Genomic DNA, 20,091 nt, shown 5'->3' with positions numbered 1-20,091 from the left:
GGTTTACCCTTTGCGATGGCCGTAGACGCGCGGACGCGTGTAGTAATCGATCAGAGGAACCGTGATGTTCGCCAGCAGGACGGCAAAAGCCACGCCGTCAGGATAGCCGCCGAAACTGCGGATCAACCAGACTAATAAGCCCGCCAGCGCGCCGAAAATAAGACGACCACGATTGGTCGTAGAAGCGGTAACCGGGTCAGTCAAAATAAAGAATGCGCCGAGCATGGTCGCTCCAGACAGCAGATGAATTTGCGGTGCTGCCAGTGTTTCTGGTGAGAACAACCAGCCCAACGTTGCGCATAACGCCAGCGTTACTAAGAAGCTGAGGGGAATATGCCAGCGAATCGCTTTCTGCCACAGCAACCATACGCCGCCAGCCAGCCAGGCGAGATTTACCCATTGCCAACCAACGCCCGCCAGCATACCGCTGTAGATCGGATATTGCATAATCTGTTCAACCGAATGACCGGCACGGACAGAGGTTTTAAATGTATCCAGCGGTGTCGCCTGACTAATGCCATCAATACCTAAGCGTAGCGTGTTCATATCACCACCACTGGTGATATGTCCGCTGAAAATAACCTGTATGGCGTCGATAAAACCAGGGATGTTGACCGCAATTTCATGTGGCGGTAACCAGCTGGTCATCTGCACCGGGAAGGAGATCAGTAAGACCACATAACCAATCATTGCCGGATTAAACGGGTTTTGCCCCAGACCGCCATACAATTGTTTAGCGATGATCACCGCAAACACCGTACCCAGCACGACCATCCACCATGGCGCGAGGGGGGGAATACTTACCGCCAGCAATAAGCCTGTCAGCAATGCTGAGTTATCTTTCAACGTTGCGGCTACCGACTGCTTGCGTAGTTTGAGTACGAGAGCTTCGGCTAACAGAGCACTGACCGACGCCAACAGGATCTGAACGAGAGTACCCCAACCAAAAAACCACAGTTGCGCTGCGATTCCTGGCACGGCTGCGAGCAACACCAACAGCATAATGCGCGATGTCTGGCGCTGGTTATGGGTATAAGGGGAGCTAGCTATTCTGAATACCATTTAGTCCTCGTTTACAACCTTTTGCTGGGCGGCTTTTTTGGCCTGAACGCGGGCAATAGCCGCGGCAACTGCCGCTTTGCGCGGATCAACCTGTTCTTCTGGCTCCGCATTAGCCTGTTGCTGTTCCAGTTTGCGCGCTTTGGCACGGGCAATAGCGGCTTCGACGGCAGCTTTGCGCGGATCGACCTGTTGTTCTGGTTCCGCATTAGCCTGTTGCTGTTCCAGCTTGCGTGCTTTGGCACGGGCAATAGCGGCTTCGACGGCGGCTTTGCGCGGATCGACCTGTTGTTCTGGCTCTGCGTTAGCCTGTTGCTGTTCCAGCTTGCGTGCTTTGGCACGGGCAATAGCGGCTTCGACGGCGGCTTTGCGCGGATCGACCTGTTGTTCTGGTTCCGCATTAGCCTGTTGCTGTTCCAGCTTGCGCGCTTTGGCGCGGGCGATAGCCGCTTCAACTGCAGTTTTACGTGGATCAGCAACGGTTGCAGCGTCGTTAGTTTGCTGCAGTTCTGCCTGTTTCGCTCTGGCTTGCGCTTTACGGGCTTCCCGTGCTGCAATAATTGCACTGTTATCCGGGCGTTCGCCCGCTTTAATCACAATAGGCTGTGTAGCCTGGGCCTGTTTCTCTTTCACCCGCGCCAGAGCGGCAGCAATCGCATCTTTATCTTTGGCTGCAGGTTGAACGGCTGCGCTCTTATGTCGTTCAAGGCGAGCCGCTTTTTCGCGCTCCAGACGAGCCTGGCGCGCTTCGAAACGCGCTTTGGCTTCTGCGGCGCGCTTTTCTTCCTGACGAATAGCCGCAATTTCAGCTTTTTCCTGGCGGAAATATTGCACCAGGGGAATATTGCTCGGGCAAACCCACGCGCAAGCTCCACATTCAATGCAGTCGGCAATGTTATGCGTGGTGGCTTTATCGTGTTGCTGACCTTTGCTGAACCAGTATAGCTGTTGCGGCAAAAGATCCGCAGGGCAGGCGTCAGCACAGGCACTACAACGGATGCAATTTTGTTCTTCCTGTGGTTCGCCAAGCTCATTGGCAGAGGGAGCCAACAGACAGTTGGTAATCTTTACGACCGGGACATCCAGCCATGGCAAGGTAAAGCCCATTAACGGGCCGCCCATAATCACCATTTGATCGGCAGAGGGGCAGAATCCGGCGTCATTCAATAAATGACGCACGGGCGTCCCCAGCCGTGCCCAGACGTTGCCCGGGCGAGCGATTGCTTCGCCAGTCAGGGTTACGACACGCTCGGTAATCGGCTCGCCATCAATAACGGCACGTTTCACTGCATAAGCAGTGCCGACGTTTTGCATTAATACGCCGATATCGGATGAACGCCCGCCATGTGGAACCTGCTTCCCGGTCAGAATGTAGGTTAATTGTTTAGCACCGCCAGAAGGATATTTGGTTGGAATCACCCGCAGAGAAATATCGTGAGAGTCCGCCAGCACCGCGCGCAGCATGGAAATCGCCTGCGGTTTGTTATCTTCAATGCCGATAAGAATTTCGCGTGGCTGCAGAATATGCGCAAGAATGCGAATACCCTCTACGACCTGAGCCGCGCAATCCTGCATCAAACGGTCATCGGCGGTAATGTACGGCTCGCACTCAGCAGCGTTGATAATCAACGTTTCAATCTTATCTCCGCCACCCTGCAATTTAACGCCTGTCGGGAATCCCGCACCACCCAGCCCGGCAACACCAAACTGATGAATGCGCTCAATTAACTCTTCGCGACTGCGAGAGCGATAATCGTCCCAGCCGTCGCGCGGGATCCAGCAGTCTTCGCCATCGGCATCAATAATCACGCTTAATTCAGCTAAAGCTGAAGGATGAGCCGTAGAGTGGGGCGCAATAGCCGTAACGGTACCCGAGGTGGGCGCGTGAACCGGCAGCATTTTGCCGCGTCCACGGGTAAGCGGCTGGCCGCGCAGTACTTTATCGCCGACGCTAACGCACAACTCACCTTCAGCGCCAATATGTTGTTTCAGTGGTATGACAAAACGCTGCGCCAGTGGTACCTGGCGCAGGGGCGTACCGTTGGACTGGGTTTTCATCTCCGGTGGATGGATGCCGCCGTTGAAATCCCAGATTTTATTTTTTCTGAATGCAGAGAATAACTTAAGCATGGTGTTCCACGGGAATGATACGCACGGGAATGGTGTTCAGATCCCATTTCCAGGAGTCAGGTGTTTCTGCAACCGGTTGCAACGAGATGCAGTGCGTCGGGCACGGATCAACACATAAATTGCAGCCCGTACAGAGATCACTCATTACCGTATGCATGGCGCGGGTAGCGCCAACGATGGCGTCTACCGGACACGCCTGAATACATTTAGTGCAGCCAATACAGTTATTTTCATCAATAACCGCCACCATCCGCGCAGGCGTTAGCTCTTGCGCTTCGCCATCCAGCGGCTGTGGCTCGACATTAAGCAACTCAGCAATTTTTAGCATCACAGCTTCGCCACCTGGGGCGCAGCGGTTAATTTTTTCACCGTTACAGCTGATGGCTTCCGCGTAGGGGCGACAGCCGGGATAACCGCACTGACCACACTGGCTCTGCGGTAAGATTTCGTCAATTTTCTCAACGACCGGATCGTCTTCCACCGCAAAACGGCGGGAGGCATAACCCAGAATGGCGCCAAACGCCAGGCCCAGCAGGCTCACGGCGGCAACGGCAATCCAGATAGCATTCATTACAACTTCACCAAACCACTAAAGCCCATAAAGGCCAGAGACATAAGACCTGCGGTAATTAACGCAATGGCATTACCGCGAAAAGGTGCCGGGACATCAGCCACAGCGAGGCGTTCGCGGATGGCGGCGAAGAGCACCATCACCAGCGAGAAACCGACAGCGGCGGAAAAACCGTACAGCGCCGACTGCAAGAAATTGTGCCCGAGATTGATATTCAGCAACGCCACGCCGAGCACTGCACAATTGGTGGTGATAAGCGGCAAAAAAATCCCCAGCAGACGGTAAAGCACCGGGCTGGTTTTGCGCACCACCATCTCGGTGAACTGCACAACCACAGCAATCACCAGAATAAACGCCAGGGTGCGCAGGTAAATCAGATTAAGCGGGATCAAAATCCACGTATCGATAAGCCAGGCGCAAATAGACGCCAGCGTCATTACAAACGTTGTTGCCAGCCCCATGCCCATCGCGGTTTCCAGCTTTTTGGAAACCCCCATAAACGGACAGAGACCGAGAAACTTGACCAGTACAAAGTTATTGACCAGTACAGTTCCGACAAACAGTAACAGGTAGTCAGTCATTTTTCGGCCTGAAATAAAAAAGCCGCCTATTATCCGTTAATCCAGAGCAGGCGACAACAGGTTAACTGTAAGGTTATTACGGATTCACAAACGTCGCTTTCACCCGCGACGAGCGTTTGAAATAGGGGACGATCAATGCGGTTGCCAACAAAGTAAACAGCAACTGGCGAACGGCTATGCCATCTTCTACGGGTGAAAAAGCGAACGCTTTTACTGCCAGCAATACGGAAATAAGCAGCCAGATAATATAGTGTTTAGGAACACAACGCCGACGTTTAAAGAAAGCGATGGTCAACCACAGTGTGTAATACCACATGGCGATAGCGGTAATAAAAGAAACGCCCCATAAGATTTGTGTCGTCAGTGCTTGTCCGCCGAGCGTTTGAAATGTTTGCGGAGAAGATAACGCAGCGGTATACAGCAACAACGCCAGCGTCGTACTTAACAGAGCGACTAAAAGCCAGGCCAATGGGCCAAGCAACCAGCCTCCAATACGTTGTGGCGTTGTGGTGGTCATAGGTTCTCCAGAATAGCGACGCAAACAGGCAAATCTAATTTTAGGGGCGTTATTATAAGGCTTTTATAACCGATCGCTACTTTCTTTACTGGACATAGTGCCAGACGGACTTCGGTACCTGGCCGAGGTCAAACAAACGCCCGCCAGAAACCAGCTCTGCGCGGCGGTGATCGGCAGCACGATACATATTGATCAGTTCCTGATCATCCGTCAGAGTGTAATTAAGATGGTCGTAGAGTTTTTCCAGACTTTCGAGTGAACTGATTTTGCGAAATTTTAATAAGTAGTCCTGAACAGTCATAAAAGGTCCATAAAATAATTAATACCAAAGGAGTAGGTATTATTAGTGATGATAAAATTTCACCAAAAGTGAACGCGTGTGTTATTACAATAATAAGAATGCGCTGATGGCAAATATTCAGAGATGAAAAACTGCTCTGAAAAGAGTAACGCGCTTTACTATCCCTGACAATCACCAACAACATCGAACAAGATAATAAATTCCTGGTTTAATATCCGACAAGTGAAAACATGCACCCGGACGGGCAGCATGTCGCTCTACAAGCGCAGAGCTTACTTGTGTTGTACCGTAGTACTCTGTTCAGGTGGCTGATAGTTGTCAATGTGACTCGCCACGCCAAGAAGAATGACTGAAACGACAAGAACGATCCAACCTGTTAATTCAATAAGACGATTCATTACAGCCCACATCTCTGTTGATTGATCCATTAACTTCAGGGGGTAAATGTTACTTAGCAATAATAGCTCCAGCAAGATTTTTACTGAGGTTTTTGCGATATTTAGCTTTTGTCGTTGGAAAATTCGCTATTTTTTTGACTTAAGTTAAACAACATCCCTTATTGCTGGCAGGTTATTAAACTGTTGAGCGAGGGTAAAGGATAGTGTCAAATAGCCATCATACTTCAATGAGAGGCAATGACATGAGCGACAACATCCGTGTTGGGTTGATTGGGTATGGTTATGCGAGCAAAACCTTCCATGCGCCCCTGATTGCGGGCACGCCCGGGCTGGAACTGGCGGTAATCTCCAGCAGCGATGAAACAAAAGTAAAAGCCGACTGGCCAACGGTTGCGGTTGTCTCTGAGCCGAAGCATCTGTTTAACGATCCCAACATAGACCTGATTGTCATTCCTACACCCAACGATACCCATTTCCCGTTAGCCAAAGCGGCGCTTGAGGCGGGTAAACATGTGGTCGTTGATAAACCCTTTACCGTGACACTGTCACAAGCGCGAGAGCTGGAAGCGCTGGCAAAAAGCCTGGGGCGTGTGCTGTCTGTATTCCATAACCGTCGCTGGGATAGCGATTTCCTGACGCTAAAAGGTTTGCTCGTGGAAGGCGTACTGGGTGAAGTTGCTTACTTTGAGTCTCATTTTGACCGCTTCCGTCCGCAGGTGCGCGATCGTTGGCGTGAACAGGGCGGTCCTGGCAGCGGTATCTGGTACGATTTAGCACCGCATCTTCTTGATCAGGCCATTACGCTATTTGGTTTACCGGTCAGCATGACGGTTGATTTGGCACAGTTACGGCCCGGAGCGCAGTCGACCGATTATTTCCACGCCATCTTGTCCTATCCGCAGCGGCGAGTCATTTTACACGGTACCATGCTGGCAGCTGCTGAGTCAGCACGTTATATCGTGCATGGATCCCGAGGCAGTTATGTGAAATATGGCCTCGATCCACAGGAAGAACGTCTGAAAAATGGCGAGCGTCTGCCGCAGGAAGACTGGGGCTACGATATGCGTGATGGCGTACTTACCCGCGTGGAAGGTGAGGAACGTGTCGAAGAAACGCTGTTGACAGTACCAGGGAATTATCCGGCTTACTATGCGGCTATTCGTGATGCGTTAAATGGCGATGGTGAAAATCCGGTTCCGGCAAGTCAGGCAATCCAGGTAATGGAGTTGATTGAGCAGGGCATCGAATCCGCCAAACATCGCGCGACGCTGTGCCTTGCGTGAAAAGAGGATGGTGCAATTAGCACCATCCATTTTTGTTACTTCGCAGCGACTTTTTCTCGCAGTGCGCGTTTTTCCTCTGCGCTGAGGAAAGCCATTTCCAGACCATTAATCTGCGCCTGGCGGATTTGCTCGCGGGATAACCCAGCAGCCGGCGCGGCAACGGTATATTCGTGAATGATATCCACTCCCTGTACGCCGGGATCGTCAGTGTTAATGCTGGCACGAATGCCATGCTCAAGGAACATTTTCAGCGGATGTGCCGCCAGCTCTGCCACGGTGCTGGTCTGAATATTGGAGGTCAGACAGGATTCAATACCAATTTGCTGCTCGGCGAGAAAATCCATCAGCGCCCGATCTTCAATGGCTTTTACGCCATGTCCAATACGTTCCGCCCCCAGTTCACGAATCGCCTGCCAGATGCTTTCCGGCCCGGCAGCTTCGCCTGCATGGACGGTAATATGCCAGTCCGCATCACGCGCGCGGTTGAAGTGAGAAAGGAACAGACTTCCCGGGAAACCAAGTTCATCACCGGCTAAATCAAGTGCGGTAATCTGGTCACGGTGGGCTAAAAAGGCCTCCAGCTCTTGCTGACAGGCGGCTTCACCGAAGGTCCGGCTCATAATGCCGATAAGCTTCGCCTGCACACCAAAGGTGCGGCAACCTTCACGTACGCCATCGATCACCGCTTCGACAACACCCGCTACAGGCAGCTGATGTGCCATTGCCATGTAGCCCGGTGAAAAACGCAGCTCGACATAGTGCAGGCCGTTACGGGCTGCATCTTCAATGTTTTCAAATGCCACGCGGCGACAGGCATCAAGAGAGGCGAGAACTTTAACGCCCCAGTCAAGTTTGGTCAGAAAGCTCACAAGATCGGGTTCGTTGGCAATGACCTGAACGTGGGGAATCAGTGTTTCCAGGGATTGTGCAGGAAGCGAGATATTATACCGGCGGCCAAGTTCAAGAATGGTCTGGGGACGAATGTTGCCATCAAGGTGGCGATGGATATCAGTTAATGGCAGGGTGGTATCAATCATGGTCGCACTCTTTTTCTGGATATAAAAGTGCGCACCATTATAAAAACAAAGCAGGGTAAAAATCCACGATTGCGCAACGATTTTTTACGTTGCGCAATTGGGGTTAACGAACAGCGCGGATGGCGTTAATTAATCCAGCAACACCTTTTTCCAGTTTCGAACGCGGGCACCCGGCATTGAGTCGGACAAAACCACGACCTTCTTCACCGTAGGTATATCCCGGCATGATCGCGACCTTTTCTTGCTCGATAAGCGCTTTTTGCAACGCGTTGTCGTCAATGTTCAATGGACGTAGATCAAGCCAGGCCAGATAAGTGGATTGCGGGATCTGCCAGTTGAGTTCAGGAAACGCAGCGTTCATTTTATCTGCGATATACGTCAGGTTATCTTTCAGATAGACGCGTAAGGCATCCAGCCACGGCGCGCCTTGCTGATAGGCGGCGATATGAGCAGTTAACGCCAGTACCGAAGGGGAAGAAAGCCCATCACGTCCTTTCAGTGCCGATAAATAGGCATCGCGGCTACTGCTATTTTCTATAATCCCGTAAGCACCGGTCAGGGCGGGAATATTGAAACTTTTTGATCCCGACGTTAGCAACGCCCAGTCTCCGCGCGCCACATTACACCATGGAATATGCGGCTGCTCGCCCCAAACCATATCCATATGGATTTCATCGGAAATAACCCGCACACCATGACGCTCGCACAGGTCAGCCATGATCTCCAGCTCATCGCACGTCCACACTTTCCCGGTAGGATTCTGTGGGCTACACAGGAGCATAATTTTACATTCTGGTTTCGCCAGCACGGCTTCCAGCTTGCCCATATCGCAAAACCAGCCGTCAGCCTGCTTCTCTAAAGCAACGGGTATTACTGTGCGCTGGTTACCTTCAATGGCCTTGTAAAATGCGTCATAGGCGGGTGTGTGGATCACCACGCCTTCACCTGTTTCAGACCACTGACGAATCAGTTCTGAAACCATATAGATGACAGAAGGGCCATACACCACCGACTGGGGATCGATGGCGGTGTAATGCTGGGTGGAAAACCAGTGGGCAATAGCCGCGAGAAACTCATCGTTTTTCCAGCGGCTGTAGCCAAACACGCCGTGCATCAGACGCTGATTCAGCGCCTCGATAATGCAGGGGGCAGTGGCAAAATCCATGTCTGAAATCGTGAACGGTAACAGGTCAGCAGTGCCGAAACGGTCGGCGACATAATCCCACTGCGTACACCATGTGCCATGACGATCCACGACCTTTGAAAAATCGAACATATCTTATCCTTATGCCTGGACAGTATGCATCAGACCGGCCATTTCATCTTTTACTGACTGAACTTGTGGCCCGATAACAACCTGCAGGTTATGTTGATTAAGTTGTACTACGCCAATTGCCCGATTGTCCTTCAGTGCCTGCACATTAACAAGCGACATATCTTTTACAGACAAACGCAGACGGGTAATGCAGTTATCGAGACTGACAATATTGTCGGCTCCGCCTAAGGCTTCGAGGATTGCCGGAACGTTGTAACCTGATTTACCCGGCGCACCGGCAACGGCTTTTTCGATTGAACTGGCAACTTCACTATCGCGCCCCGGGGTTTTCAGATTGAAGCGGGTGATAGCGAAACGGAAGATGACGTAGTAAACGACAAACCATATTGCCGCCACTACTGGCACCATGTACCACTTGGTTGACAGACCATGCAAAATACCGAACACCACAAAGTCGATGATATTGCCGTCGGTATTACCGATGGTGACGCCGAGCACAGACATGACAGTGAAGCCGAGGCCGGTTAACAGCGCGTGGATGACATACAGAACTGGCGCTACGAACAGGAACAGGAATTCCAGCGGTTCGGTCGTGCCGCCAACGACACAGGCGATCAGGCCAGAAATCAGCAGACCTTTAATTTTATGGCGATTTTCCGGGCGCGCACAGTGATACATAGCTAACGCTGCACCTGGCAGACCGCCGAGAAACGCAGGCATTTTACCTTGCGAAAGGAAACGCGTGGCGCTTTCAGAAAAACCGTGAGTGGTCGGGCAACTCAATTGCGCCTGGAAGATGGTCAGTGCACCGCTGACGGTTTGACCGCAGACTTCCTGCGTGCCGCCTGCGTCGGTAAAGCGAATTAATGCCACCAGAATGTGATGCAGACCAAACGGCAACAGCAGACGTTCACCGGTACCAAACAGCATCGGTCCGAAATCACCCGCGCTGTTGATCATATGGCCTAAGCCGCTAATACCCATGGCGAAAATCGGCCAGACTAATGGAATCACCAGGCCGACAAGACCCATCACCAGCGAGGAGATGATTGGTACGAAGCGCGTACCGCCGAAGAATGCCAGCGCATCCGGCAGGCGGATATTATGGAAACGCTCATGCAGCATCCAGACGATAATACCGGCGATCACCGCACCGAGGATCCCGGTGTCGATCGACTGGATCCCAAGAATGCTCTGGATGTTATTGGCTTTCAGAACCGCGGCGTCCGTGGTTGGCAGAATGCCTTTATTGGTCAACCAGAAGTTTACCGCGAGGTTCATTACCGCATAACCGACGAAGCCAGCGAATGCCGCTACGCCTTTGTTTTCACGTGCCAGACCCAGCGGGATGGCGATACAGAACATGACTGGCAGGAAACTAAAAGCAAACGAGCCAATCTTACTCATCCAGGTAAAGATAGCCTGCAACACGGGGTTGCCCAGGACCGGGATCAGGGTGATGACATCATGGCTGCTAAGAGAACTACCAATGCCGAGCATAATGCCGCAGAACGACAATAATGCCACGGGTAACATAAAGGTTTTGCCTAACTGCTGGAAGAACTCCCACAGCGTGACTTTCGGTGCTGTTTTCGCCGTCATAAAACGACTCCTCGTAGAGAACAATCTGGATTCAGTAAATTGCGCGAGAAGATAAAACGTTTTATCAAATTTTAGTGAGGCATAAATCACATTACGCAACGATAATAGCGGGTATAAGATAAATAAAAGGTAAAACGTTTTATCTGTCACATAATCAGGGAGTAGGTCATCTGCATGGCTACCGCCAAAAAAATAACCATTCATGATGTTGCGCTGGCTGCGGGCGTGTCGGTAAGTACCGTTTCGCTGGTGCTAAGTGGCAAAGGGCGAATCTCTACCGCCACAGGAGAACGCGTTAACGCCGCCATTGAAGAGCTGGGATTTGTGCGCAATCGTCAGGCGTCGGCGCTGCGCGGCGGGCAAAGCGGCGTCATTGGTTTGATCGTCCGTGATTTATCTGCGCCGTTTTACGCCGAATTAACGGCCGGATTGACGGAAGCTCTGGAAGCGCAGGGACGGATGGTTTTTTTGCTTCACGGCGGTAAAGACGGCGAGCAGCTGGCACAACGGTTTTCACTGTTACTGAATCAGGGGGTCGATGGTGTGGTCATTGCCGGGGCTGCAGGAAGCAGCGATGACCTGCGACGGATGGCAGAAGAAAAAGCTATCCCGGTTATTTTCGCTTCCCGTGCCAGTTATCTTGATGATGTTGATACGGTTCGCCCGGACAACATGCAGGCTGCACAGTTGTTGACGGAGCATCTCATTCGCAATGGGCATCAGCGTATCGCCTGGCTGGGAGGGCAAAGTTCCTCATTAACCCGGGCAGAACGGGTGGGGGGCTATTGTGCGACTCTACTAAAATTTGGCCTGCCGTTTCACAGCGATTGGGTGCTGGAGTGCACTTCCAGCCAGAAGCAAGCCGCGGAAGCTATCACGGCGCTTTTACGTCATAACCCGACCATCAGCGCCGTGGTTTGCTATAACGAAACTATTGCGATGGGTGCATGGTTTGGTTTGCTGAAAGCAGGCAGGCAAAGCGGGGAAAGCGGAGTCGATCGTTACTTTGAGCAACAGGTTTCGCTGGCGGCATTTACCGATGCAACGCCTACCACACTTGATGATATACCCGTTACCTGGGCCAGCACGCCAGCGCGGGAACTTGGTACCACACTTGCGGATCGCATGATGCAAAAAATCACCCATGAAGAGACGCATTCACGCAATCTTATTATTCCCGCCCGGCTCATTGCGGCGAAATAATCCTCTCTTTATCTGCTATACCTGGTAGAGTCCTTTCCTCAAGGTTAATGATAAAAAATGTGGCACACAGGCGGTGCCTTTTATTTTTACTGAAGTTCACAGGAGGTTTATGTGTTTAATTCTGACAACCTGAGACTCGACGGAAAATGCGCCATCATCACAGGTGCGGGTGCAGGTATTGGTAAAGAAATTGCCATTACATTCGCGACAGCTGGCGCATCTGTGGTGGTCAGTGATATTAATGCCGATGCAGCTAATCATGTTGTAAATGAAATTCAACAACTGGGTGGTCAGGCATTTGCCTGCCGCTGCGATATTACTTCCGAACAGGAACTCTCTGCACTGGCAGACTTTGCCGTCAGTAAGTTGGGTAAAGTTGATATCCTGGTTAACAACGCCGGTGGCGGTGGTCCTAAACCGTTTGATATGCCAATGGCAGATTTTCGCCGCGCTTATGAACTGAATGTATTTTCTTTTTTCCATCTGTCACAACTTGTTGCGCCAGAAATGGAAAAAAATGGCGGTGGCGTTATTTTGACCATTACTTCTATGGCGGCAGAAAATAAAAATATAAACATGACCTCCTATGCATCATCTAAAGCTGCGGCCAGTCATCTGGTCAGAAATATGGCGTTTGACCTTGGTGAAAAAAATATTCGGGTGAATGGCATTGCGCCGGGGGCAATATTAACCGATGCCCTGAAATCCGTTATTACACCAGAAATTGAACAGAAAATGTTGCAACACACACCAATCAGACGTCTGGGCCAACCGCAAGATATAGCTAACGCGGCGCTGTTCCTTTGCTCGCCTGCAGCCAGCTGGGTAAGCGGACAAATTCTCACCGTCTCCGGTGGTGGGGTACAGGAGCTCAATTAATACACTAACGAACCGGTAAACAGCCGTATGTGTTGTTTACCGGGATAGCGTGTGCAACTCATCAACGTCTCTGCTAAACAACTGGCAGCCAAATCACGGCTATTGGTTAACCAATATCTGGATAAAAAGCTTACGAATTGAGTGTGCCTTCGCACTATTCAACAGCAATGATAGGCGCTCACCGGACAACGCGGTAAACTAGTTATTCATGCTAACTATATTGGTTAACGATGGATAACATGCAAACTGAAGCACAACCGACACGGACCCGGATCCTCAATGCTGCCAGAGAGATTTTTTCAGAAAATGGATTTCACAGTGCCTCGATGAAAGCCATCTGTAAATCTTGCGCCATTAGTCCCGGGACGCTCTATCACCATTTCATCTCCAAAGAAGCCCTGATTCAGGCGATTATCTTACAGGACCAGGAGAGGGCGCTGGCCCGTTTCCGGGAACCGATTGAAGGGATTCATTTCGTTGACTATATGGTCGAGTCTATTGTCTCTCTCACCCATGAAGCCTTTGGGCAACGGGCGCTGGTGGTCGAAATTATGGCGGAAGGGATGCGTAACCCACAGGTCGCCGCCATGCTTAAAAATAAGCATATGACGATCACGGAATTTGTTGCCCAGCGGATGCGTGATGCCCAGCAAAAAGGCGAGATAAGCCCAGATATCAACACGGCAATGACTTCACGTTTACTGCTGGATCTGACCTACGGTGTACTGGCCGATATCGAAGCGGAAGATCTGGCGCGTGAAGCGTCGTTTGCTCAGGGATTACGCGCGATGATTGGCGGTATATTAACCGCATCCTGATCCCTCTCTCTTTCCGCGGGCTGGTGACAACTGAGCCCGCGTTTCATATCGTAATTTCTCTGTGCAAAAATCATCCTCCCCGGGATCGGAGAATCCCACCTAAATATTCATCGTAGCAATATATCATGAGGGTTTATCGTTCCCAATATGTTCGAACGAACGTTCGATTGCTTATTTTGTGGCTTCTGTCAACGCTGTTTTAAAGATTAATGCGATCAATATCACGCTGTGGGTATTGCAGTTTTTGGTTTTTTGATCGCGGTGTCAGTTCTTTTTATTTCCATTTCTCTTCCGTGGGTTTCTCACAGATAACTGTGTGCAACACAGAATTGGTTAACTAATCAGATTAAAGGTTGACCAGTATTTTTATCTTAATGAGGAGTCCCTTATGTTACGTCCTGTAGAAACCCCAACCCGTGAAATCAAAAAACTCGACGGCCTGTGGGCATTCAGTCTGGATCGCGAAAACTGTGGAATTGATCAGCGTTGGTGGGAAAGCGCGTTACAAGAAAGCCGGGCAATTGCTGTGCCGGGCAGTTTTAACGATCAGTTCGCCGATGCAGATATTCGTAATTATGTGGGCAACGTCTGGTATCAGCGCGAAGTCTTTATACCGAAAGGTTGGGCAGGCCAGCGTATCGTGCTGCGTTTCGATGCGGTCACTCATTACGGCAAAGTGTGGGTAAATAATCAGGAAGTGATGGAGCATCAGGGCGGCTATACGCCATTTGAAGCCGATGTCACGCCGTATGTTATTGCCGGGAAAAGTGTTCGTATCACCGTTTGTGTGAACAATGAACTGAACTGGCAGACTATCCCGCCGGGAATGGTGATTACCGATGAAAACGGCAAAAAAAAGCAGTCTTACTTCCATGATTTCTTTAACTATGCCGGGATCCATCGCAGCGTAATGCTCTACATCACGCCGAACACCTGGGTGGACGATATCACCGTGGTGACGCATGTCGCGCAAGACTGTAACCACGCGTCTGTTGACTGGCAGGTGGTAGCAAATGGTGATGTCAGCGTTGAACTGCGTGATGCGGATCAACAGGTGGTTGCAACTGGACAAGGCACCAGCGGGACTTTGCAAGTGGTGAATCCGCACCTCTGGCAACCAGGTGAAGGTTATCTCTATGAACTGTGCGTCACAGCTAAAAGCCAGACAGAGTGTGATATCTACCCGCTGCGCGTCGGTATCCGGTCAGTGGCAGTGAAGGGCGAACAGTTCCTGATCAACCACAAACCGTTCTACTTTACTGGCTTTGGTCGTCATGAAGATGCGGATTTGCGCGGCAAAGGATTCGATAACGTGCTGATGGTGCACGATCACGCATTAATGGACTGGATTGGGGCCAACTCCTACCGTACCTCGCATTACCCTTACGCTGAAGAGATGCTCGACTGGGCAGATGAACATGGCATCGTGGTGATTGATGAAACTGCAGCTGTCGGCTTTAACCTCTCTTTAGGCATTGGTTTCGAAGCGGGCAACAAGCCGAAAGAACTGTACAGCGAAGACGCAGTCAACGGGGAAACCCAGCAGGCGCACTTACAGGCGATTGAAGAGCTGATTGCGCGTGACAAAAACCACCCAAGCGTGGTGATGTGGAGTATTGCCAACGAACCGGATACCCGTCCGCAAGGTGCACGGGAATATTTCGCGCCACTGGCGGAAGCAACGCGTAAACTCGACCCGACGCGTCCGATCACCTGTGTCAATGTAATGTTCTGCGACGCTCACACCGATACCATCAGCGATCTCTTTGATGTGCTGTGCCTGAACCGTTATTACGGTTGGTATGTCCAAAGCGGCGATTTGGAAACGGCAGAGAAGGTTCTGGAAAAAGAACTGCTGGCCTGGCAGGAGAAACTGCATCAGCCGATTATCATCACCGAATACGGCGTGGATACGTTAGCCGGGCTGCACTCAATGTACACCGACATGTGGAGTGAAGAGTATCAGTGTGCATGGCTGGATATGTATCACCGCGTCTTTGATCGCGTCAGCGCCGTCGTCGGTGAACAGGTATGGAATTTTGCCGATTTTGCGACCTCGCAAGGCATATTGCGCGTTGGCGGTAACAAGAAAGGGATCTTCACCCGCGACCGCAAACCGAAGTCGGCGGCTTTTCTGCTGCAAAAACGCTGGACTGGCATGAACTTCGGTGAAAAACCGCAGCAGGGAGGCAAACAATGAATCAACAACTCTCCTGGCGCACCATCGTCGGCTACAGCCTCGGTGACGTCGCCAATAACTTCGCCTTCGCAATGGGGGCGCTCTTCCTGTTGAGTTACTACACCGACGTCGCTGGCGTCGGTGCCGCTGCGGCGGGCACCATGCTGTTACTGGTGCGGGTATTCGATGCCTTCGCCGATGTCTTTGCCGGACGAGTGGTGGACAGTGTGAATACCCGTTGGGGAAAATTCCGCCCGTTTTTACTCTTCGGTACTGCGCCGTTAATGATCTTCAGCGTGCTGGTATTCTGGGTACCGACCGACTGGAGCCATAGCAGCAAAGTTGTGTATGCATATTTGACCTACATGGGACTCGGGCTTTGCTACAGCCTGGTGAATATTCCTTATGGTTCACTTGCTACCGCGATGACCCAACAACCACAATCCCGCGCCCGTCTGGGCGCGGCTCGCGGGATTGCCGCGTCATTGACCTTTGTCTGCCTGGCATTTCTGATAGGACCGAGCATTAAGAACTCCAGCCCGGAAGAGATGGTGTCGGTATACCATTTCTGGACGATTGTGCTGGCGATTGCCGGAATGGTGCTTTACTTCATCTGCTTCAAATCGACGCGTGAGAATGTGGTACGTATCGTGGCGCAGCCGTCATTGAAGATCAGTCTGCAAACCCTGAAACGGAATCGCCCGCTGTTTATGTTGTGCATCGGTGCGCTGTGTGTGCTGATTTCGACCTTCGCGGTCAGCGCCTCGTCGTTGTTCTACGTGCGCTATGTGTTAAATGATACCGGGCTGTTCACTGTGCTGGTACTGGTGCAAAACCTGGTCGGTACTGTGGCATCGGCACCGCTGGTGCCTGGGATGGTCGCGAGGATCGGTAAAAAGAATACCTTCCTGATTGGCGCTTTGCTGGGAACCTGCGGTTATCTGCTGTTCTTCTGGGTTTCCGTCTGGTCACTGCCGGTGGCGTTGGTTGCGTTGGCCATCGCATCAATTGGCCAGGGCGTTACCATGACCGTGATGTGGGCACTGGAAGCTGATACCGTAGAATACGGTGAATACCTGACCGGCGTGCGAATTGAAGGGCTCACCTATTCACTATTCTCATTTACCCGTAAATGCGGTCAGGCAATCGGAGGTTCAATTCCTGCCTTTATTTTGGGATTAAGCGGATATATCGCCAATCAGGCGCAAACGACGGAAGTTATTATGGGCATCCGCACATCAATTGCCTTAGTACCTTGCGGATTTATGCTGCTGGCATTCGTCATTATCTGGTTTTATCCGCTCACGGATAAAAAATTCAAAGAAATCGTGGTTGAAATTGATAATCGTAAAAAAATGCAGCAGCAATTAATCAGCGATATCATTAATTAATATTCAATAAAAATAATCAGAACATCAAAGGTGCAACTATGAGAAAAATAGTGGCCATGGCCGTTATTTGCCTGACGGCTGCCTCTGGCCTTACCTCTGCTTATGCGGCGCAACTGGCTGACGATGAAGCGGGACTACGCATCAGACTGAAAAATGAATTACGCAGGGCTGATAAGCCCAGTGCTGGCGCGGGAAGAGATATTTACGCATGGGTACAGGGAGGATTGCTCGATTTCAATAGTGGTTACTATTCCAATATTATTGGCGTTGAAGGCGGGGCGTATTATGTTTATAAATTAGGTGCTCGTGCTGATATGAGTACCCGGTGGTATCTTGATGGTGATAAAAGTTTTGGCTTTGCCCTGGGGGCAGTAAAAATAAAACCCAGTGAAAGTAGTCTGCTTAAATTAGGTCGCTTCGGGACGGATTATAGTTATGGTAGCTTACCTTATCGTATTCCGTTAATGGCTGGCAGTTCGCAACGTACATTACCGACAGTTTCTGAAGGAGCATTAGGTTATTGGGCTTTAACGCCAAATATTGATCTGTGGGGAATGTGGCGTTCACGAGTATTTTTATGGACCGATTCAACAACCGGTATTCGTGATGAAGGGGTGTATAACAGCCAGACGGGAAAATACGATAAACATCGCGCACGTTCTTTTTTAGCCGCCAGTTGGCATGATGATACCAGTCGCTATTCTCTGGGGGCATCGGTACAGAAAGATGTTTCCAATCAGTTACAAAGTATTCTCGAGAAAAGCATACCGCTCGACCCGAATTATACGTTGAAAGGGGAGTTGCTCGGCTTTTACGCGCAACTCGAAGGTTTAAGTCGTAATACCAGCCAGCCCAATGAAACGGCGTTGGTTAGTGGACAATTGACCTGGAATGCGCCGTGGGGAAGCGTATTTGGCAGTGGTGGTTATTTGCGCCATGCAATGAATGGTGCCGTGGTGGACACCGACATTGGCTATCCCTTTTCATTAAGTCTTGATCGTAACCGTGAAGGAATGCAGTCCTGGCAATTGGGCGTCAACTATCGTTTAACTCCGCAATTTACGCTGACATTTGCACCGATTGTGACCCGCGGCTATGAATCCAGTAAACGAGATGTGCGGATTGAAGGCGCGGGTATCTTAGGGGGTATGAACTATCGGGTCAGCGAAGGGCCGTTACAAGGGATGAATTTCTTTCTTGCTGCCGATAAAGGGCGGGAAAAGCGCGATGGCAGTACGCTGGGCGATCGCCTGAATTACTGGGATGTGAAAATGAGTATTCAGTATGACTTTATGCTGAAGTAAGAAAAAACGCCGGAGAGAAAAATCTCCGGCGTTTTGGCTGTGAATTACTGCTGCGGAATAGCGGGTACAGCCGGAACGTTTAATGTCGGCATCGCAAACATACCCACGAAATCTTCCAGTGGCATTTTCTGCCCGTTTAACGTTATCTGACCGTTAGCATATTGCAGGCTGGTGGTGATGGTATTGTCCTGCAAGGTGGTCAGACGGAACATCTGCCCCATTGCTGATGCACCTTCAACTTGCTGTTTCGCCAGTTTTTTCGCTTGATCTTCCTGATAACCTTCCAGCTTCGCTACCTGAGTCATCAACTCAGTTGCCATATCCACCGGAATGGTCAGTTTCGCATCCAGAGATTTAACCGAACGATCTACTTCCTGCGTCAGCGTTTGCGGCGCTTCTTTAGTCGTTGCCGGATCTTTCAGGAACAGCGACAGATTCAGCGCACTTTCACCCTGACTGTTTTTCCAGCTTAGCGGCGCGATAGTAATCACCGGATCGCCTTTCAACATCAGCGGCAGGGCGCTAAAGAAGGCTTCCGTCACTTTCTCCTGATAAAGTTCGGGATTGTTGGCAATTTCTGGCTGTGCCAGCAGCGCCTGAGTTTGCGCGTTATATTGCTGGCTAAACTGATGCCAGGCTTCACCATCAATCTGGCCGACTTTTAAAGTCAGCTTGCCACTGCCCAGATCCTGATTCTGTACCTTCAGGCTGTTTAGCGAGTAATCCAGTTGGCTATTGATCGTTTTACCGTCATTGACCAGATCCGATTTACCGCTGATCTCCATGCCTTCCAGCAGTGCCAGTTCTTTGCCTTCCACTGAAATGGTCATTTTTTCCAGTGACAGTTTTTGGTTTCCTACGCGCTCACCAAAACTTGCCAGCGTGCTGGAACCGTCGGTTTTCAGATTATTAAAGGTCAACTGCACTTTCTGGTTGTATTCGTTAACTGCGTCTATCCGACCACTTTGCGCCTCTCCGGAAAGGGAGATAGCTTTGCCGTCTCTGTCCGCATTTAACTGGAACTCGCCGCCGCTAAAGGCGACTTTTTCATCCTTTTGCTCGTAATTCAGCGGCTTGAGCGAAATATCGGAACTGGAATCTCCGCTGTAACCAATGCGGGAGTTAATCTCAAAAGGCGTTTCACCTTTTGCCATATCAAACAGTGGCTTGCTAACTTCGTTATTAACCAGCGTGGTTTGAATTGATGCCATCGACGGGAGCAGGTTCAGTTTTTTTAGCTGGGCAAGGGGGAAGGGACCATGATCAACCGATTCGTTGAAGATGACGCTCTGACCGCTTTTAATCCACGGATTTTCTTTCCCGGCAATGGGTTTCACCAACAGTTGCAGCTGACTGCTGAATACGCCGCGATGATAGTTTTGATAACTCACTTCCAGGTTGGATTCAGGAGCGGTCAGTTTGAGTTGCGCGTTCGCCTGCGCGACCATGTCTTCGAGATGGGTTTCAATCTTCTTGCCTGTATACCATGCGCCGCCTGTCCAGACTACGCCTAGCGCAACAATGACGCCTACCGCTACCAGCGATTTATTCATAATGATTAT

Annotated in this window: 18 protein-coding genes; 7 read left to right on the top strand and 11 right to left on the bottom strand. The window is 50.7% G+C overall.

Annotated elements, in window-relative coordinates:
- Positions 1-3 precede the first annotated feature (3 nt).
- The 7 genes from rsxD to blr all read right to left on the bottom strand — a co-directional run bounded on the left by rsxD (position 4) and on the right by blr (position 5,557).
- Positions 4-1,062 carry an electron transport complex subunit RsxD gene (gene rsxD / locus ACJHWR_RS00505; protein ID WP_000231918.1) on the bottom strand — a complete coding sequence of 353 codons (1,059 nt, stop codon included), beginning with the start codon at positions 1,060-1,062 and terminating at the stop codon, positions 4-6.
- The gene (gene rsxC, locus ACJHWR_RS00500; protein ID WP_033556252.1) at positions 1,063-3,189 is read right to left on the bottom strand and encodes an electron transport complex subunit RsxC; all 2,127 of its coding nucleotides are present in this window, start codon (positions 3,187-3,189) and stop codon (positions 1,063-1,065) included.
- Positions 3,182-3,760 carry an electron transport complex subunit RsxB gene (rsxB, locus tag ACJHWR_RS00495; RefSeq protein WP_000991809.1) on the bottom strand — a complete coding sequence of 193 codons (579 nt, stop codon included), beginning with the start codon at positions 3,758-3,760 and terminating at the stop codon, positions 3,182-3,184. The genes rsxC and rsxB overlap by 8 nt, the downstream gene beginning before the upstream one ends.
- Positions 3,760-4,341 carry an electron transport complex subunit RsxA gene (gene rsxA, locus ACJHWR_RS00490; RefSeq protein WP_000133193.1) on the bottom strand — a complete coding sequence of 194 codons (582 nt, stop codon included), beginning with the start codon at positions 4,339-4,341 and terminating at the stop codon, positions 3,760-3,762. The genes rsxB and rsxA overlap by 1 nt, the downstream gene beginning before the upstream one ends.
- Before the next feature lie 76 nt (positions 4,342-4,417).
- Complete coding sequence (locus ACJHWR_RS00485; protein WP_000214176.1) at positions 4,418-4,858, bottom strand: DUF2569 domain-containing protein; 441 nt, start codon at positions 4,856-4,858, stop codon at positions 4,418-4,420.
- An 85-nt stretch (positions 4,859-4,943) separates the two neighbouring features.
- Positions 4,944-5,159, bottom strand: a complete 216-nt coding sequence (gene ydgT / locus ACJHWR_RS00480; RefSeq protein ID WP_000217950.1) for a transcription modulator YdgT — start codon at positions 5,157-5,159, stop codon at positions 4,944-4,946.
- Between the two features lie 272 nt (positions 5,160-5,431).
- Entirely contained in the window at positions 5,432-5,557 is a 126-nt protein-coding gene (blr, locus tag ACJHWR_RS00475; RefSeq protein ID WP_001296096.1) for a division septum protein Blr, read from the bottom strand.
- Between the two features lie 242 nt (positions 5,558-5,799).
- On the opposite strand from blr, the gene ACJHWR_RS00470 reads away from it, so the two are divergent.
- Positions 5,800-6,840 carry an oxidoreductase gene (locus ACJHWR_RS00470; protein ID WP_001282493.1) on the top strand — a complete coding sequence of 347 codons (1,041 nt, stop codon included), beginning with the start codon at positions 5,800-5,802 and terminating at the stop codon, positions 6,838-6,840.
- 35 nt (positions 6,841-6,875) lie between these two features.
- Here ACJHWR_RS00470 and add read toward each other — a convergent pair whose 3' ends face one another.
- From add to malX, 3 genes are all read right to left on the bottom strand, one after another.
- On the bottom strand, positions 6,876-7,877 hold the full coding sequence (gene add / locus ACJHWR_RS00465) for an adenosine deaminase (protein WP_000567531.1): 1,002 nt from the start codon (positions 7,875-7,877) through the stop codon (positions 6,876-6,878).
- Positions 7,878-7,980: 103 nt separating this feature from the next.
- Positions 7,981-9,153 carry a bifunctional maltose regulon transcriptional repressor/cystathionine beta-lyase MalY gene (gene malY, locus ACJHWR_RS00460; RefSeq protein ID WP_000459367.1) on the bottom strand — a complete coding sequence of 391 codons (1,173 nt, stop codon included), beginning with the start codon at positions 9,151-9,153 and terminating at the stop codon, positions 7,981-7,983.
- Between the two features lie 9 nt (positions 9,154-9,162).
- Positions 9,163-10,755 carry a PTS maltose transporter subunit IICB gene (gene malX, locus ACJHWR_RS00455; protein ID WP_000125609.1) on the bottom strand — a complete coding sequence of 531 codons (1,593 nt, stop codon included), beginning with the start codon at positions 10,753-10,755 and terminating at the stop codon, positions 9,163-9,165.
- Positions 10,756-10,929: 174 nt separating this feature from the next.
- Between malX and malI the strand changes: the two genes are divergently transcribed.
- The 6 genes from malI to uidC all read left to right on the top strand — a co-directional run bounded on the left by malI (position 10,930) and on the right by uidC (position 18,529).
- Positions 10,930-11,958 (top strand): mal regulon transcriptional regulator MalI, encoded by a 1,029-nt coding sequence (malI, locus tag ACJHWR_RS00450; RefSeq protein WP_000179513.1) that lies wholly within the window; start codon positions 10,930-10,932, stop codon positions 11,956-11,958.
- 111 nt (positions 11,959-12,069) lie between these two features.
- Positions 12,070-12,837 (top strand): 7-alpha-hydroxysteroid dehydrogenase, encoded by a 768-nt coding sequence (gene hdhA, locus ACJHWR_RS00445; RefSeq protein ID WP_000483379.1) that lies wholly within the window; start codon positions 12,070-12,072, stop codon positions 12,835-12,837.
- 230 nt (positions 12,838-13,067) lie between these two features.
- Positions 13,068-13,655 carry a DNA-binding transcriptional regulator UidR gene (gene uidR, locus ACJHWR_RS00440; protein ID WP_000369698.1) on the top strand — a complete coding sequence of 196 codons (588 nt, stop codon included), beginning with the start codon at positions 13,068-13,070 and terminating at the stop codon, positions 13,653-13,655.
- Positions 13,656-14,043: 388 nt separating this feature from the next.
- On the top strand, positions 14,044-15,855 hold the full coding sequence (gene uidA, locus ACJHWR_RS00435) for a beta-glucuronidase (protein WP_000945894.1): 1,812 nt from the start codon (positions 14,044-14,046) through the stop codon (positions 15,853-15,855).
- A complete protein-coding gene (gene uidB, locus ACJHWR_RS00430; RefSeq protein ID WP_001075888.1) occupies positions 15,852-17,225 on the top strand; it encodes a glucuronide transporter in 1,374 nt (457 codons plus the stop codon). Before uidA ends, uidB begins: the two co-directional genes overlap by 4 nt.
- A 38-nt stretch (positions 17,226-17,263) precedes the next feature.
- Positions 17,264-18,529 carry a glucuronide uptake porin UidC gene (uidC, locus tag ACJHWR_RS00425; protein ID WP_001227045.1) on the top strand — a complete coding sequence of 422 codons (1,266 nt, stop codon included), beginning with the start codon at positions 17,264-17,266 and terminating at the stop codon, positions 18,527-18,529.
- A gap of 44 nt (positions 18,530-18,573) precedes the next feature.
- Here the strand turns inward: uidC and ACJHWR_RS00420 are convergent, their stop codons facing one another.
- Positions 18,574-20,082 (bottom strand): YdgA family protein, encoded by a 1,509-nt coding sequence (locus ACJHWR_RS00420; RefSeq protein ID WP_001043368.1) that lies wholly within the window; start codon positions 20,080-20,082, stop codon positions 18,574-18,576.
- Between the last annotated feature and the right edge of the window lie 9 nt (positions 20,083-20,091).

Source organism: Escherichia sp. WS568 (genome assembly GCF_046486085.1).
GTDB lineage: Bacteria > Pseudomonadota > Gammaproteobacteria > Enterobacterales > Enterobacteriaceae > Escherichia > Escherichia coli.
This window is presented reverse-complemented; position numbering and strand designations above follow the sequence as displayed.